The 15,329-nt window shown below is 70.5% G+C and carries 11 protein-coding genes and 3 tRNA genes; 13 read left to right on the top strand and 1 reads right to left on the bottom strand.

What is annotated here, in order from left to right:
- The 13 genes from dnaA to J0670_RS11345 form a co-directional block, all read left to right on the top strand.
- On the top strand, positions 1-1,024 hold a 1,024-nt coding region (dnaA, locus tag J0670_RS11400; RefSeq protein WP_207811376.1), incomplete at its 5' end, for a chromosomal replication initiator protein DnaA.
- Between the two features lie 934 nt (positions 1,025-1,958).
- Positions 1,959-3,089 carry a DNA polymerase III subunit beta gene (dnaN, locus tag J0670_RS11395; RefSeq protein WP_207811375.1) on the top strand — a complete coding sequence of 377 codons (1,131 nt, stop codon included), beginning with the start codon at positions 1,959-1,961 and terminating at the stop codon, positions 3,087-3,089.
- Positions 3,090-3,272: 183 nt separating this feature from the next.
- Entirely contained in the window at positions 3,273-4,148 is an 876-nt protein-coding gene (gene gnd / locus J0670_RS11390) for a phosphogluconate dehydrogenase (NAD(+)-dependent, decarboxylating) (RefSeq protein ID WP_207811374.1), read from the top strand.
- A gap of 41 nt (positions 4,149-4,189) precedes the next feature.
- Positions 4,190-5,323, top strand: a complete 1,134-nt coding sequence (gene recF, locus J0670_RS11385; protein WP_207811373.1) for a DNA replication/repair protein RecF — start codon at positions 4,190-4,192, stop codon at positions 5,321-5,323.
- A 123-nt stretch (positions 5,324-5,446) separates the two neighbouring features.
- Positions 5,447-5,995, top strand: a complete 549-nt coding sequence (locus J0670_RS11380) for a DUF721 domain-containing protein (RefSeq protein ID WP_207811372.1) — start codon at positions 5,447-5,449, stop codon at positions 5,993-5,995.
- Between the two features lie 247 nt (positions 5,996-6,242).
- On the top strand, positions 6,243-8,267 hold the full coding sequence (gyrB, locus tag J0670_RS11375; RefSeq protein WP_207811371.1) for a DNA topoisomerase (ATP-hydrolyzing) subunit B: 2,025 nt from the start codon (positions 6,243-6,245) through the stop codon (positions 8,265-8,267).
- Between the two features lie 131 nt (positions 8,268-8,398).
- Positions 8,399-10,936, top strand: a complete 2,538-nt coding sequence (gene gyrA, locus J0670_RS11370; RefSeq protein WP_207811378.1) for a DNA gyrase subunit A — start codon at positions 8,399-8,401, stop codon at positions 10,934-10,936.
- A 147-nt stretch (positions 10,937-11,083) separates the two neighbouring features.
- The gene (locus tag J0670_RS11365) at positions 11,084-11,824 is read left to right on the top strand and encodes a DUF3566 domain-containing protein (protein ID WP_307806480.1); all 741 of its coding nucleotides are present in this window, start codon (positions 11,084-11,086) and stop codon (positions 11,822-11,824) included.
- 260 nt (positions 11,825-12,084) lie between these two features.
- Complete coding sequence (locus tag J0670_RS11360) at positions 12,085-13,470, top strand: cyclopropane-fatty-acyl-phospholipid synthase family protein (RefSeq protein WP_207811370.1); 1,386 nt, start codon at positions 12,085-12,087, stop codon at positions 13,468-13,470.
- Between the two features lie 16 nt (positions 13,471-13,486).
- Positions 13,487-13,563, top strand: a tRNA-Ile gene (locus tag J0670_RS11355).
- A gap of 85 nt (positions 13,564-13,648) precedes the next feature.
- Positions 13,649-13,722, top strand: a tRNA-Ile gene (locus J0670_RS11350).
- A gap of 399 nt (positions 13,723-14,121) precedes the next feature.
- Complete coding sequence (locus J0670_RS39110; protein ID WP_014137031.1) at positions 14,122-14,250, top strand: DLW-39 family protein; 129 nt, start codon at positions 14,122-14,124, stop codon at positions 14,248-14,250.
- A gap of 169 nt (positions 14,251-14,419) precedes the next feature.
- Positions 14,420-14,492: transfer RNA gene (locus J0670_RS11345), tRNA-Ala, on the top strand.
- Positions 14,493-14,566: 74 nt separating this feature from the next.
- On the opposite strand, the gene J0670_RS11340 is transcribed toward J0670_RS11345, so the two are convergent.
- A complete protein-coding gene (locus J0670_RS11340) occupies positions 14,567-15,265 on the bottom strand; it encodes a DUF5324 family protein (RefSeq protein WP_207811369.1) in 699 nt (232 codons plus the stop codon).
- Positions 15,266-15,329: the final 64 nt, after the last annotated feature.

The raw sequence follows: 15,329 nt of genomic DNA, 5'->3' as shown, positions 1-15,329 counted from the left end.
GCTGAACCCCAAGTACCTCTTCGACACCTTCGTCATCGGCGCCAGCAATCGCTTCGCGCACGCGGCGGCGGTGGCGGTCGCCGAGGCCCCGGCCAAGGCGTACAACCCGCTCTTCATCTACGGCGAGTCCGGGCTGGGCAAGACCCACCTGCTGCACGCCATCGGGCACTACTCGCGCAGCCTCTTCCCGGGCACCCGGGTGCGCTACGTGTCCTCGGAGGAGTTCACCAACGAGTTCATCAACTCGATCCGGGACGGCAAGGCGGACACCTTCCGCCGCCGCTACCGGGACATGGACATCCTGCTCGTGGACGACGTCCAGTTCCTCGCGAGCAAGGAGTCCACGCAGGAGGAGTTCTTCCACACCTTCAACACCCTGCACAACGCGAACAAGCAGATCGTCCTCTCCTCGGACCGGCCGCCCAAGCTGCTGACCACGCTGGAGGACCGGCTGCGCAACCGCTTCGAGTGGGGGCTGATCACCGACGTCACCCCGCCGGAGCTGGAGACCAGGATCGCGATCCTGCGCAAGAAGGCGATCCAGGAGCAACTCAACGCTCCCGCCGACGTGTTGGAGTTCATCGCGTCCCGAATCACCCGCAACATCCGGGAGTTGGAGGGCGCGCTCATCCGGGTCACCGCCTTCGCCAACCTCAACCGGGCGCCGGTGGACCTGGAGTTGGCCGGGATCGTCCTCAAGGACCTGATCCCGGGCGGGGACGAGGACGCCGGCCCGGAGATCACCGCGCAGGTCATCATGCAGCAGACCGCCGCGTACTTCGGCCTGAGCGTGGACGACCTCTGCGGATCCTCGCGCAGCCGCGTGCTGGTGACGGCCCGCCAGATCGCGATGTACCTGTGCCGGGAGCTCACCGACCTCTCGCTGCCGAAGATCGGCGCGCAGTTCGGCGGGCGCGACCACACCACCGTGATGCACGCGGACCGCAAGATCCGCTCGCTGATGGCCGAGCGGCGCTCGATCTACAACCAGGTCACCGAACTGACCAACCGCATCAAGAGCTAGCCGCCGCTGCGCGGTGCGGCCCGGAGGGCGTCAGGAGCGATCCTGACGCCCTTTTCGCGCATCCACAGGTGTGTACGGCGCCGCGGCTGGGCAGGGATGCCCTCGACGGACGTTCCGCCAGTCCACAGCCCGCGCCGAACAACTGACCGGTGATTCGAAACCCGGAGGCGCGCAAGGCCGTTGTCCACAGGACGGGCCCCCTTCCCACAGTCCACAGGCCGTGGAGCCCGGAGTTATCCAGAATTCGTCCACAGGCTCGTCGCCGCTACGCTCTTCCGCGCAGGTCAGGTGCCTGTGGACTTGTGCACAACGGTTATCCACAGGGTGTGGACAATTGAGGGGCCGCCAGTGGGCCGTCCGGGTTATCCACCGGTTGTCCCCAGGGCGCGGGCGGTTATCCCCAGGTTGTCCACAGCATGATCCACAGTTCGACAACCGTGAGCTGGCGTTCATGCCCTGGTGTGAAAGGCGTCACGAAAAGTTGACCGGCGCCCGTGGATAACCGGGCCCGGATCTGGGGACAGCCCTGGGGATAACCTGTGGATACCCAGCGTGCCCTGTGGGTAACGCTCGGCTGTCCACAGCGGGGCCTGTCCGTCCACAGCCTCCGTCCACACCCACTGTGGACAAAAATCGGGCCTTGACCTGCGGAAACGGGGTTATCCACGGTTTCCACAGGCCCTACTACTACCGCTACACAGATAGAGCTCGGACTTGCTTTCCAAGTGGGTGGGCCCGAAATCTGTGGACAACCGCGCCCCGACATCTGTTCGACTTGCTTCCGCCCGTCTGCCCCGTCTGTCGGCGGAGTACGTCAGACTGTCCTTGGCAGCTGGAAGCGGAGTGGCAGAGCTCGGCGGACAGCGGAACCGACGATCAAGACCAGACGAACCAGAGTGCGAGCGGGAGCGCTCGATCCAGGAGGCGGTTACCGGTGAAGTTCCGGGTGGAGCGTGACGTCCTCGCGGAGGCGGTGGCCTGGGCTGCCCGCAGCCTCCCGGCACGGCCGCCGGTGCCGGTGCTGGCCGGCCTGCTGCTGACGGCGCAGGACGGCAGCCTGGCGCTGTCCGGCTTCGACTACGAGGTCTCGGCCCGGGTCGAGCTGGAGGCGGACATCGAGGAGGCCGGCACCGTCCTGGTCTCCGGTCGACTGCTCAACGACATCTCGCGCAACCTTCCCAACAGGCCTGTGGAGATCTCCACCGACGGCCAGCGGGTCAGCGTGGTCTGCGGCAGCTCCCGCTTCACCCTCCCCACCCTGCCCGTGGACGAGTACCCGGCGCTGCCCCAGATGCCGACCGCCACCGGCACCGTCTCCGGGGACGTCTTCGCCTCCGCAGTCAGCCAGGCCGCGGTCGCCGCCGGCCGTGACGACACCCTGCCGGTGCTCACCGGTGTCCGGGTCGAGATCGAGGGCGACCGGATCACCCTGGCCGCCACCGACCGCTACCGCTTCGCCGTCCGCGAGCTGCTGTGGAAGCCCGAGCAGTCGGACATCTCCGCGGTCGCCCTGGTGCCCGCCAAGACCCTCCAGGACATCGCCAAGTCCCTGGGCAGCGGCGACAACGTCTCGATCGCGCTGTCCTCGGGCGGCGCGGGCGAGGGCCTGATCGGTTTCGAGGGCGCCGGCCGCCGGACCACCACCCGGCTGCTGGAGGGCGAGTTCCCCAAGTTCCGCAGCCTCTTCCCGACCGAGTTCAACGCGGTCGCGGCGATCCAGACCCAGCCGTTCCTGGAGGCGCTCAAGCGCGTCTCGCTGGTCGCTGAGCGCAACACCCCGGTCCGGCTCAACTTCGAGGAGGGCGTGCTGACCCTCGAGGCCGGTTCGGGCGACGACGCCCAGGCCACCGAGCGGATCGAGGCCTCCCTGGAGGGCGACGCCATCTCGATCGCCTTCAACCCGGGCTACCTGGAGGAGGGCCTCAAGGCCATCGACTCCCCCTTCGCCCAGCTGAGCTTCACCACCCCGACCAAGCCGGCCCTGCTCAGCGGCAAGGTCTCGGTGGACGCCGAGGAGGACAAGGCGTACCAGTACCTGATCATGCCGGTCCGCCTCTCCGGCTGAGCCACCGGCGCTGAGCCCATCAGCTCCGTTACCCACAGGCTGTGCACACCCGCTGTGCACAGCCTGTGGACGTCTCCCTCCGGTCGGCCTGACCAGCGGGAGTCCGCCGCCGCCGGAAGCGTAGGCTCGGGGAATGCGGCAACGGCGCCGCCGCCAGCACGTCCCCACAGTAAGGATTTGGTCATGGAGCTCGGCCTCATCGGTCTCGGCAAGATGGGCGGCAACATGCGCGAGCGGATCCGCCGCGCCGGCCACACCGTCGTCGGCTACGACCGCAACCCGGAGATCTCCGACGTCGAGAGCCTGCAGGAGCTCGTCACCAAGCTCCAGGGCCCCCGCGTGATCTGGGTGATGGTCCCGGCCGGTGCCGCCACCCAGGCGACCGTCGACGAGCTCGCGGAGCTGCTCTCCCCCGGTGACGTCGTCGTCGACGGCGGCAACTCCCGCTGGACCGACGACGTCAAGCACGCCGAGGCGCTGGCCGCCAAGGGCATCGGCTTCGTCGACTGCGGCGTCTCCGGCGGCGTCTGGGGCCTGGAGAACGGCTACGCGCTGATGTACGGCGGCGACGCCGAGCACGTCGCCAAGGTCCAGCCGATCTTCCAGGCGCTCAAGCCCGAGGGCGAGTTCGGCAACGTGCACGCGGGCGCGGTCGGCGCCGGCCACTTCGCCAAGATGGTCCACAACGGCATCGAGTACGCGATGATGCAGGCCTTCGCCGAGGGCTGGGAGCTGCTGGAGGCCGCCCCCGAGGTCACCGACGTGCGCGAGGTCTTCCGCAGCTGGCAGGAAGGCACCGTCATCCGCTCCTGGCTGCTGGACCTGGCCGTCAACGCCCTGGACGAGGACGAGCACCTGGACAAGCTGCGCGGCTGGGCCGCCGACTCCGGCGAGGGCCGCTGGACCGTCGAGGCCGCGATCGACCACGCCGTGCCGCTGCCGGCGATCACCGCCTCGCTGTTCGCCCGCTTCGCCTCCCGCCAGGAGGACTCGCCGCAGATGAAGATGATCGCCGCGCTGCGCAACCAGTTCGGCGGCCACGCGGTCGAGTCCAAGTAACCAGCAGGTTCTCCACAAGAAGGCGGGCGCAGTCCACAGCCATGCACGTCGCGCACCTGTCGCTCGCCGACTTCCGGTCGTACGCCCGGGCCGAGGTTCCCCTCGACCCGGGCGTGACGGCCTTCGTGGGGCCCAACGGCCAGGGCAAGACCAACCTGGTCGAGGCGATCGGCTACGTCGCCACCCTGGGCAGTCACCGGGTCGCCACCGACGCCCCGCTGATCCGGCTGGGCGCCGAGCGGGCGGTGATCCGCACCTCGGTGGTGGACCGCGGCCGCTCCACCCTGATCGAGCTGGAGCTGACCCCGGGCAAGGCCAACCGGGCCCGGATCAACCGCTCCGACAACGTCCGCCCGCGCGACGTGCTGGGCCTGCTGCGCACCGTGCTGTTCGCCCCCGAGGACCTCAGCCTGGTCAAGGGCGACCCGGGCGAGCGCCGGCGCTTCCTGGACGAGCTGCTGACCGCCCGTGCGCCCCGGCTGGCCGGGGTCCGGCAGGACTACGAGCGGGTCCTCAAGCAGCGCAACGCCCTGCTGAAGACCGCCGCGATGGCCCGACGGGCCGGCGGCGGCAAGGGCGCGGACCTGTCCACCCTGGAGGTCTGGGACGGCCATCTGGCCCGGGCCGGAGCCGAGTTGACGGCCTTCCGGATCCAGCTGGTGGCCGCCCTGCAACCGCTGGTGACGGCCGCCTACGGGCAGCTGGCCCCCGGGGGCGGCGAGACCTCCCTGGAGTACCGCAGCTCCTTCGAGGGCGAGCTGCCGACCAGCCGCGAGCAGGCCGAGGAGCAGTTGCTGGACGCGCTGCGGGCGGTCCGCAAGCAGGAGGTCGAGCGCGGGATCACCCTGGTCGGCCCGCACCGCGACGAGCTGGTGCTCAAGCTCGGCCCGCTGCCCGCCAAGGGCTACGCCAGCCACGGCGAGTCCTGGTCGTTCGCGCTCGCGCTGCGGCTGGCCTCGTACGAGCTGCTGCGGGCGGACGGCGGCGAGCCGGTGCTGATCCTGGACGACGTGTTCGCCGAGCTGGACGCCGCCCGGCGGGACCGGTTGGCCGAGCTGGTCGCCCACGGCGAGCAGGTGCTGGTGACCGCGGCGGTGGCCGAGGACGTCCCGAAGGCGCTGTCCGGCGCCCGGTTCGCGGTCTCCGACGGCGCGGTCCAGCGTATCGACGCCTGATCCTTCGTACCTCCACCACCGGCACGGCCCGCGGCGCGGGCAGGTGCCGCCGTCCGGCGTTCCCGCGCTCCCGTAGGCTGGACGGCTCATCGGTTGTCCACAGGCTGGGGAAAGGAGATCGCCGTGAGCGAGCCGGCGGAGAACTCCCCCCGCACCGGAGGTCCCGACGCCCCCGCGCCCACCGGTGCCGACCTCGCCCGGTCCGCCCTGCGGGCCGCCCGCGCCCAGGCCCGTCAGCGCGGCGAGCAGGTCCAGCAGAAGCGCGAGGCGCGGCGGCACGGTCTGCGCAGCGGGGCCCGCTCGGACGGCCGCGACCCGGTCCCGCTGGGGGCGGCGCTGAACCGGCTGCTGACCGAGCGCGGCTGGGAGTCCTCGGCCGCGGTCGGCGGGGTGATGGGCCGCTGGCCGCAGATCGTCGGTCCGGACATCGCCGCCCACTGCCACCCCTCCTCCTACGACGAGGCCGCCGCAGTGCTCACCGTGCAGTGCGACTCCACCGCCTGGGCCACTCAACTTCGCTGGCTGGCACGGCAGTTGGTGGCACGTCTGAACCACGAGCTGGGCCACGGCACGGTCAGGACCATCAAGGTGCTCGGCCCGGCGGCGCCCGCCCGCGGCTACGGCCGGCTGCGCGCGCCGGGCAGCAAGGGCCCCGGCGACACCTGGGGCTGACCCGGCCGGCCCGGCCGAGATCGGACGGCGATCTTCCGGAACCCCTGACGGCCCTTCCAGGCGCTCCGAGCCCCCCTGTCGAGTATCGGGACATGTGCAGAGGGGATTCAGGGCGGCATATCTGCCTTCAAGGGCTGCCAAACGCCCATCTATGTCAGTCGTACCGGTAGACTGAGAGCCAAACACTGTTGCTAGTGGCAACCGAGTCGAAACGCCGTGGTCGCACGCCCGCCCGCACGGGGAGGGAATGCGGCCCGCGCTGTGCCAGAGAGGGCGCTTCGTGGCCGATTCCGGCAACCCCAGCCAGACCCCAGACCAGACCGACCAGGCTTCCTACACCGGTAGCAACATCCAGGTGCTGGAAGGCCTCGACGCCGTCCGCAAGCGCCCCGGCATGTACATCGGTTCCACAGGCGAGCGCGGCCTGCACCACCTGGTGCAGGAAGTCGTGGACAACTCCGTCGACGAGGCGATGGCCGGGTACGCCACCACCATCGACGTCACGATCACGGCCGACGGCGGCATCCGTTGCGTCGACAACGGCCGCGGCATCCCGGTGGACATCGTCCCCGGCCAGGACAAGCCCGCCGTCGAGGTCGTGCTCACCGTCCTGCACGCGGGCGGCAAGTTCGGCGGCGGCGGCTACGCCGTCTCCGGCGGTCTGCACGGCGTGGGTGTCTCCGTGGTGAACGCGCTGTCCACCCGGCTCTCGGTGGAGATCCACAAGGACGGCCACATCTGGACCCAGGACTACAAGATGGGCGCGCCGACCGCCGCCCTGGTCAAGGGCGCGGAGACCGACCGCACAGGCACCACGGTGACCTTCTGGGCCGACGCCGACATCTTCGAGACCACGGTCTACTCCTTCGAGACCCTCTCCCGGCGCTTCCAGGAGATGGCCTTCCTCAACAAGGGCCTGTCGATCTCGCTGACCGACGAGCGCCCCGAGCACGTGGACGAGGAGGGCAAGCCGCTCTCCGTCACCTACAAGTACGACGGCGGCATCGCCGACTTCGTCGCCCACCTCAACTCCCGCAAGGGCGAGGTCATCCACCCCTCGGTGATCGACTTCGAGGCGGAGGACAAGGACAAGGCGATCTCGGTGGAGATCGCGATGCAGTGGAACTCCTCGTACACCGAGGGGGTCTACAGCTTCGCCAACACCATCCACACCCACGGCGGCGGTACCCACGAGGAGGGCTTCCGCGCCGCGCTGACCGGCCTGGTCAACCGCTACGCGCGGGACAAGAAGCTGCTCCGCGAGAAGGACGACAACCTCTCCGGCGAGGACATCCGCGAGGGTCTGACCGCGATCATCTCGGTCAAGCTCGGCGAGCCGCAGTTCGAGGGCCAGACCAAGGACAAGCTCGGCAACACCGAGGCGAAGACCTTCGTCCAGAAGGTCGTCAACGAGCACCTCAACGACTGGCTGGACCGCAACCCCAACGAGGCTTCGGACATCATCCGCAAGTCCATCCAGGCCGCCACCGCGCGCGTCGCCGCCCGCAAGGCCCGCGACCTCACCCGCCGCAAGGGCCTGCTGGAGTCCGCCTCGCTGCCGGGCAAGCTGTCCGACTGTCAGTCCAAGGACCCGTCCGAGTGCGAGATCTTCATCGTCGAGGGTGACTCCGCAGGCGGCTCGGCCAAGCAGGGCCGCGACCCGCGCACCCAGGCCATCCTGCCGATCCGCGGCAAGATCCTGAACGTCGAGAAGGCCCGGATCGACAAGGTGCTGCAGAACACCGAGGTCCAGGCGCTGATCTCGGCCTTCGGCTGCGGCATCCAGGAGGACTACGACGAGTCCAAGCTGCGGTACCACAAGATCGTCCTGATGGCCGACGCCGACGTCGACGGTCAGCACATCCGCACCCTGCTGCTGACCCTGCTGTTCCGCTTCATGCGGCCGCTGGTCGAGTCCGGGTACGTCTACCTCGCCATGCCCCCGCTGTACAAGATCAAGTGGGGCAAGGACGACTTCGAGTACGCCTACTCCGACCGCGAGCGCGACGCCCTGGTCGCCGCCGGGGTCGAGGCCGGGCGCCGGCTGCCCAAGGACGACGCGATCCAGCGCTTCAAGGGTCTCGGCGAGATGAACGCCGAGGAACTGCGGGTCACCACCATGGACGCCGAGCACCGGCTGCTGCTCCAGGTCACCCTGGAGGACGCCGCCCGCGCCGACGAGCTGTTCTCCGTGCTGATGGGCGAGGACGTCGAGGCCCGCCGCTCCTTCATCCAGCGCAACGCCAAGGACGTCCGCTTCCTGGACGTGTGACGCCTGCACCCCAGGCCCCGCACGTACCAGTCCGCGTGAAAGGAAACTGACCACCAGTGGTCGACGACAACCGTCCCGAAGGCGAACAGCCCGAGACCCCCGAGGCCGCAGAGGCCACCGCCCAGGCGACCATGCGGATCGAGCCGGTCGAGCTCGAGACCGAGATGCAGCGCTCGTACCTCGACTACGCGATGAGCGTGATCGTCAGCCGTGCGCTCCCCGAGGTCCGCGACGGCCTCAAGCCGGTGCACCGCCGCGTGCTCTACGCGATGTACGACGGCGGGTACCGCCCCGAGAAGGGCTACTACAAGTGCGCCCGCGTCGTCGGCGACGTGATGGGCAACTACCACCCGCACGGTGACACCTCGATCTACGACACCGTGGTCCGCCTGGCCCAGCCGTGGTCGATGCGGATGCCGCTGGTGGACGGCAACGGCAACTTCGGCTCCCCGGGCAACGACCCGGCCGCGGCCATGCGCTACACCGAGTGCAAGATGATGCCGCTGGCCATGGAGATGATGCGCGACATCGACGAGGAGACCGTCGACTTCGCGCCCAACTACGACGGCCGCTCCCAGGAGCCGACCGTCCTGCCGGCCCGCTTCCCCAACCTGCTGGTCAACGGCGCCACCGGCATCGCGGTCGGCATGGCCACCAACATCCCGCCGCACAACCTCCGCGAGGTCGCCTCCGGCGCGCTCTGGTACCTGGAGAACCCGGAGGCCTCCGCCGAGGAGCTGCTGGAGGCCCTGATCGAGCGGATCAAGGGCCCCGACTTCCCCACCGGCGCGCTGATCGTCGGCCGCCGCGGCATCGACGACTACTACCGCACCGGCCGCGGCTCGGTCACCATGCGCGCCGTGGTCGAGGTCGAGGAGATCCAGGGCCGCCAGTGCCTGGTGATCACCGAGCTGCCGTACCAGGTCAACCCGGACAACCTCGCGCTGAAGATCGCCGACCTGGTCAAGGACGGCAAGATCGCCGGCATCGCCGACGTCCGCGACGAGTCCTCGTCCCGCACCGGCACCCGCCTGGTGGTCGTGCTCAAGCGCGACGCGGTCGCCAAGGTCGTGCTCAACAACCTGTACAAGCACACCGAGCTCCAGACCAACTTCGGCGCCAACATGCTGGCCCTGGTCGACGGCGTGCCGCGCACCCTGTCGCTGGACGCCTTCATCCGGCACTGGGTCAACCACCAGGTCGAGGTCATCGTCCGGCGCACCACCTTCCGGCTGCGCAAGGCCGAGGAGCGCGCCCACATCCTGCGCGCGCTGCTGAAGGCCCTGGACCTGATCGACGAGGTCATCGCCCTGATCCGGGCCTCCGCCAGCGCCGACGCCGCCCGCACCGGCCTGATGGGCCTGCTCGACATCGACGAGCTCCAGGCCAACGCCATCCTGGAGATGCAGCTGCGCCGCCTGGCCGCCCTGGAGCGCCAGCGGATCACGGACGAGCACGACGAGCTGCAGCGCAAGATCGACGAGTACAACGCGATCCTGGCCTCGCCGACCCGCCAGCGCGGGATCATCTCGGAGGAGCTCACCGCGATCGTCGAGAAGTACGGCGACGAGCGGCGCTCCACCCTCATCCCCTCCGACGGCGACCTCTCCATCGAGGACCTCATCGCCGAGGAGGACATCGTCGTCACGATCACCCGCGGCGGCTACGTCAAGCGGACCCGCTCCGACCTCTACCGCTCGCAGAAGCGCGGCGGCAAGGGCGTGCGCGGTGCCCAGCTCAAGCAGGACGACATCGTCGACCACTTCTTCGTGACGACGACCCACAACTGGATCCTGTTCTTCACCAACAAGGGCCGGGTCTACCGCGCCAAGGGCTACGAGCTGCCGGACGCCGGGCGCGACGCCCGCGGCCAGCACGTGGCCAACCTGCTGGCCTTCCAGCCGGAGGAGCACATCACCCAGGTGATGGCCGTCCGCACCTACGAGGACAAGCCGTACCTGGTCCTCGCCACCCGGGCCGGCCTGGTGAAGAAGTCCGCGCTGAAGGACTACGACTCCCCGCGCTCCGGCGGCCTGATCGCGATCAACCTGCGCCAGGACGAGGAGGGCCGGGACGACGAGCTGATCGGCGCCGAGCTGGTCTCCGCCGAGGACGACCTGCTGCTGGTCTCCAAGAAGGCCCAGTCGATCCGCTTCACCGCGACCGACGACGCCCTGCGGCCCACCGGCCGCGCCACCTCCGGCGTCAAGGGCATGGCGTTCCGCGAGGACGACGAACTGCTCTCGATGAACGTCGTCCGCCCGGGCACCTACGTCTTCACCGCCACCGACGGCGGGTACGCCAAGCGCACCGGCGTGGACGAGTACCGTGTCCAGGGACGCGGCGGCTACGGCACCAAGGCGGCGAAGATCGTCGAGGGCCGGGGCTCGCTGGTCGGGGCACTCGTGGTCGACGACACCGACGAGATCATGGCGATCACCCTCTCGGGTGGGGTGATCCGCACGAGGGTTTCCGAGGTTCGTGAAACCGGACGTGACACGATGGGCGTCCAACTGATCAACCTCGGGAAGCGCGACGCGGTCGTGGGCATGGCCCGCAACGCGGAGGCCGAGGACGAGGAGACGGCGGAGGACGAGGTCGCGGACACCGAGTCCACCGAGACGGCCGAGGGTACGGGGACGGCGGTCGGCGGAGACGTCGAGGTCTGAACCGAACCGCAGACCGGAGCCGTCGCGTCCAGAGAGTGGGCGCGACGGCACCGGACGCCGACCAGTTCCGGGCAATCCCGCCGGGCGCTGGATGACGAGTGACGGACCAGGGCGGCGCCGCCCTGGTGGGAAGTGCGGGAGGACCAGGTGAGTGGAGCCACGGGTGCTGCGGGGGGATCTTCCGGCGGCCGTCCGGGCGCGCAGCAGGGCGGGGGTTCGTACGGCGTGCCGCAGCCGCCGACCGAGCACCCGGCCGCGTCCACCTCGCTGATGCCACCGGTCGGCGGAGCGGGCCAGAGCGGGACGACGTACGGGGGCCAGAACCCGCCCCCGCCGGGCGGCCAGGCCCCCGGCTCGGGCGGCTTCTCGCAGCCGACCACCTACGCCAAGGGGCAGCCGACCCCGGCCCGGGGCACCCGGACCGGCAACACCCCGCCCGGCGGCACGCCCGTCCCCGGTGCGGCGCGCCGCCCGGCCGCCGCTCCTGCGGCCGGCGGCACCCTCGGTCGGACGCGCAAGGCCCGGCTGCGGGTGACCAAGGTCGACCCGTGGTCGGTGATGAAGGTCAGCTTCCTGCTGTCGCTGGCCGTCGGCATCATCATCATCGTGGCCGCGGCCGTGCTGTGGATGACGCTGGACTCGCTCGGCGTCTTCGACTCGCTGACCAAGACGCTCAAGGACGTCACCGGCGGCGGCGCGGACAACGCCAGCAGCACCCTGAACCTGATGGACTACATCGGCTTCGGCAAGGTGATGATGTTCACCACGCTGATCGCCGTGGTCGACGTCGTGCTGCTGACCGCGCTCTCCACGCTCTCGGCCTTCATCTACAACGCGGCGGCCGGCTTCACCGGCGGCGTCGAGCTGACCCTGGCCGAAGAGGACTGATCATGGCCGGATCCTGACCACCGGTCAGGTCGCCGTCCACGGGCGGAATGTACGGGCCCCGCAGGCTGTTGCAGCCTGCGGGGCCCGTCGGCATTTCGGGTGACAGCCGGTACCCCGCGGCGCGCCGCCCGGAAACGGGCCGTCCGCGGTGGGATTAGCTGGACGCCGCCCGTTCCCGCCCAGGGAGTGCCACAGGCCGCCCCCGGTCCGCTCGACCGGGTCAGCTGAGGTTCCGCAGGACGACTGGACGGAGGCGCGGGGTGGCGAAGCTCGCAGGTCAACTGGTCGAGGCCCTGGACGGGCTGTTGGGGGTCCCGGTACCGCTGCGGGTGCAGGCCTGGGACGGCAGCGTCGCCGGGCCGCCGGGGGCACCCACCGTGGTCCTGCGCAACCGCCGGGCCCTGCGCCGACTGGTCTGGCAGCCGAACGAGCTGGGCCTCGCCCGGGCCTACGTCGCGGGGGACTTGGAGCTCGCCCCCGGCACCGACCTGTACGAGACGCTCTCCGCCGTCGCCCGCTTCGCCGAGCGGCCGGAGATCCGCACCATGGCCCTCGGGCCGCGCGACGTCATCGGCCCCAGGGGCCGCAAGGCGCTGGGCGCCGTCCTGCGGGCCGGGGCGCTCGGCCCGGAGCCCACACCGCCCCCGGAGGAGGTCCGCAGGGCCCAGGGGCGGCTGCACAGCCGCAGCCGGGACCGTGCGGCCATCAGCCACCACTACGACGTCGGCAACGAGTTCTACGGCCTCGTGCTGGGCTCGTCCATGGTGTACTCCTGCGCCTACTGGACGCCCGAGGCGAAGAGCCTGGAGGCCGCCCAGGAGGCCAAGCTCGACCTGATCTGCCGCAAGCTCGGCCTGCGGCCCGGGATGCGGCTGCTGGACGTCGGCTGCGGCTGGGGCTCGCTGCTGCTGCACGCGGCGAAGCACTACGGCGTCACCGCGGTCGGCGTCTCCATCTCCAAGGAGCAGGTCGCCCTGGCCCGCGCGCGGGTCGAGGAGGCCGGCCTCGCCGACCGGGTCGAGGTCCGGCTGCAGGACTACCGGGAGATCGCCGACGGCCCGTTCGACGCGATCTCCAGCGTCGGGATGGCCGAGCACGTCGGCTCCGAGCAGTACCGGGTCTACGCCGAGGGCCTGTACCGGCTGCTGGTGCCCGGCGGCCGGCTGCTCAACCACCAGATCGCCCGCCGCCCGGACATCCCCGGCGAGCCGCACCGCACCAGCTCCTTCATCGACCGCTACGTCTTCCCCGACGGCGAGCTCTCCCCGGTCGGTTCCACCGTGGCCCGGCTGGAGGAGGCCGGTTTCGAGGTCCGGGACGTCGAGTCGCTGCGCGAGCACTACGGGCTGACCCTGCGCGAGTGGGTGGCCAACCTGGAGGCGCACTGGACGGAGGCGGTCAGGCTGGTCGGCCGCGGCCGGGCCAGGGTCTGGCGGCTGTACATGGCCGCCTCGGCGCTCGCCTTCGAGCAGAACCGGATCGGCGTCAACCAGGTCCTCGCCGTCCGCAGCACCGAGGAGGGCTCGGCGGGCCTGCCGCCCACCCGTGAGGAGTGGCTGGTTCGCCCGGCCGCGGGGGTCCCTGCCGCGACCCCCGTGGTGACCGCCGCCGAAACGGATTTGGGAGATTCGCGGTCGGTCCGCTAATCTTTCAGTGCGGCAAGGGCCTATAGCTCAGACGGTTAGAGCGCTTCCCTGATAAGGAAGAGGCCACAGGTTCAAGTCCTGTTAGGCCCACCACCGCGAAGGGCCCGGAGCGATTCGTTCCGGGCCCTTCGACGTTTTCGCGGATCGGCCGGATTCCGGTAGGATCTCCTTCCAGTGCGGGCCTATAGCTCAGACGGTTAGAGCGCTTCCCTGATAAGGAAGAGGCCACAGGTTCAAGTCCTGTTAGGCCCACCGCCACGAAGGGCCCGGAGTGATCCACTCCGGGCCCTTCGACGTTTCCCGGGGTCCCTCGACGTCTCCCGGGCCCCGCGGCCCCCGGCCCCCGGACCGCTCCGGGGTGGCTCCAGGACCGCCTGCCGGCCGGTGTGGACGGGGGCTCCGCCGACGGACCGCGTGCGGACGAACCGCGCGCCAGGAGGTGCGGCGTCAATCATCCGACCGGACCGCAGGGTTGGCCGCGCCGGTGGCTGGTCACGATTGGGATACCGGTGTGTATCATCGGCCGCAAGGGCAGTCTGGCACCCGGCCGCCCGTTCGCGCTCGAAACACATCTGGACTCGTCGGCCCGGTCACTCGGACCGGGAGCACCGGCTCTTGAGTCCACCAACGCAAGAAGGACGAGGTCCCGCGGTGAAGAAGCTCCTCCTGGTCGCCCTGGTCGCCCTCGGCGGCTTCTTTGTCTACCGTCAGGTCCAGGCGGACCGCGCCGAGCAGGACCTGTGGACCGAGGCCACCGACCCGGTTCCGGCCGGTCGCTGAGCCCCGGACGATCTGACGATCGACGGTCTTCGGAGGCGCCCGACCGCGCCTCCCGAACCGGTCGGCCCGGTCGAGTGACCGGACCGGCCGGTTCTTCCAAGGGGATGGCGCTGGGAATGGCGTCGGAACCCGGTACGCTAGTGCCCGTTGGCACGCGCCGTGCCGTCGAGGGGCATTAGCTCAGTTGGTAGAGCGCTGCCTTTGCAAGGCAGATGTCAGGAGTTCGAGTCTCCTATGCTCCACAGCGCCATGAGGGCGGCTGACCTGGAATGACGGGTCGGCCGCCCTCGGTCGTTTCCGGGGCCAGGGCCGTCCGCTAGGGCTGCGGGCGGTCGTCCCCGGTGGACCCGTCCGTGCGGGGCTCGTCCGTGCCGGGCGCGGTGGGCGAGGCGTCGGTGGGCTCGCCGGCGTCCCCGGGGGCGGCGCCGTTCACCGGGGTCGTCGCACCGTGCGGGCCGGCCGCCTGCGGGGCCGGGGGCTCGACCAGCCACTCCGGGTTGCTGTGCCGGCGCCACCACTGCCAGGCGACGATGCCGCCGCCGATCGCCAGTACGCCGGCCACCGCGAGGCCGGTGGCCCAGCTGTTGCACCGCTGCTTGCGGGCGTTCCGGGCGGCGATCTCGCTGATCTCGGCCGAGCTGACGTTGCCGTGCAGGGCGGTCAGCGCGGCGGCGCTGCGGGCCTGGGCCTCCTGGGCGACCGGGGTGACCGCGGCGCGGGCCTGGTCGGCGGCGCGGGCGGCGGACAGGCGGGCCGCCAGAGCGGCCTCCTGGGCCCGGTGGAGGGCCTTCAGGGTGTGCTCCTGGGCCTCGGGCGACAGGCTGGCGAAGGCCTGGCCGAACTGCGGGGCGAGGTGCCGGTCGTACTGGGCGCGGAGATGGTGGGCGGCCTGGGAGGCCTTCGGCCCGAGGGCGTCCAAGGCGGGCCCGAGACGCTGCTTGGCGCCGTCCGCGAACAGCACGGCGGTGTCCCGGGTCCTGGTGGCCGTCTCACGGGCCGAATCCGAAAAGCTCACGAGTCTCTCCTCCTGGGTGGCGTCCTTTATGCACATATCCACCTGAATGCTGATCATGCATCCG

The organism is Streptomyces sp. FH025 (assembly GCF_017427025.1).
Classification (GTDB): Bacteria; Actinomycetota; Actinomycetes; order Streptomycetales; family Streptomycetaceae; genus Kitasatospora.
This window is presented reverse-complemented; position numbering and strand designations above follow the sequence as displayed.

What these genes read in the sequence shown, in the direction of transcription:
- gnd (WP_207811374.1), top strand. Translation starts at nt 3,273, where the DNA reads ATGGAGCTCGGCCTCATCGGTCTCGGCAAGATGGGCGGCAACATGCGC.
- recF (WP_207811373.1), top strand. Translation starts at nt 4,190, where the DNA reads ATGCACGTCGCGCACCTGTCGCTCGCCGACTTCCGGTCGTACGCCCGG.
- gyrB (WP_207811371.1), top strand. Translation starts at nt 6,243, where the DNA reads ATGCGGCCCGCGCTGTGCCAGAGAGGGCGCTTCGTGGCCGATTCCGGC.
- gyrA (WP_207811378.1), top strand. Translation starts at nt 8,399, where the DNA reads ATGCGGATCGAGCCGGTCGAGCTCGAGACCGAGATGCAGCGCTCGTAC.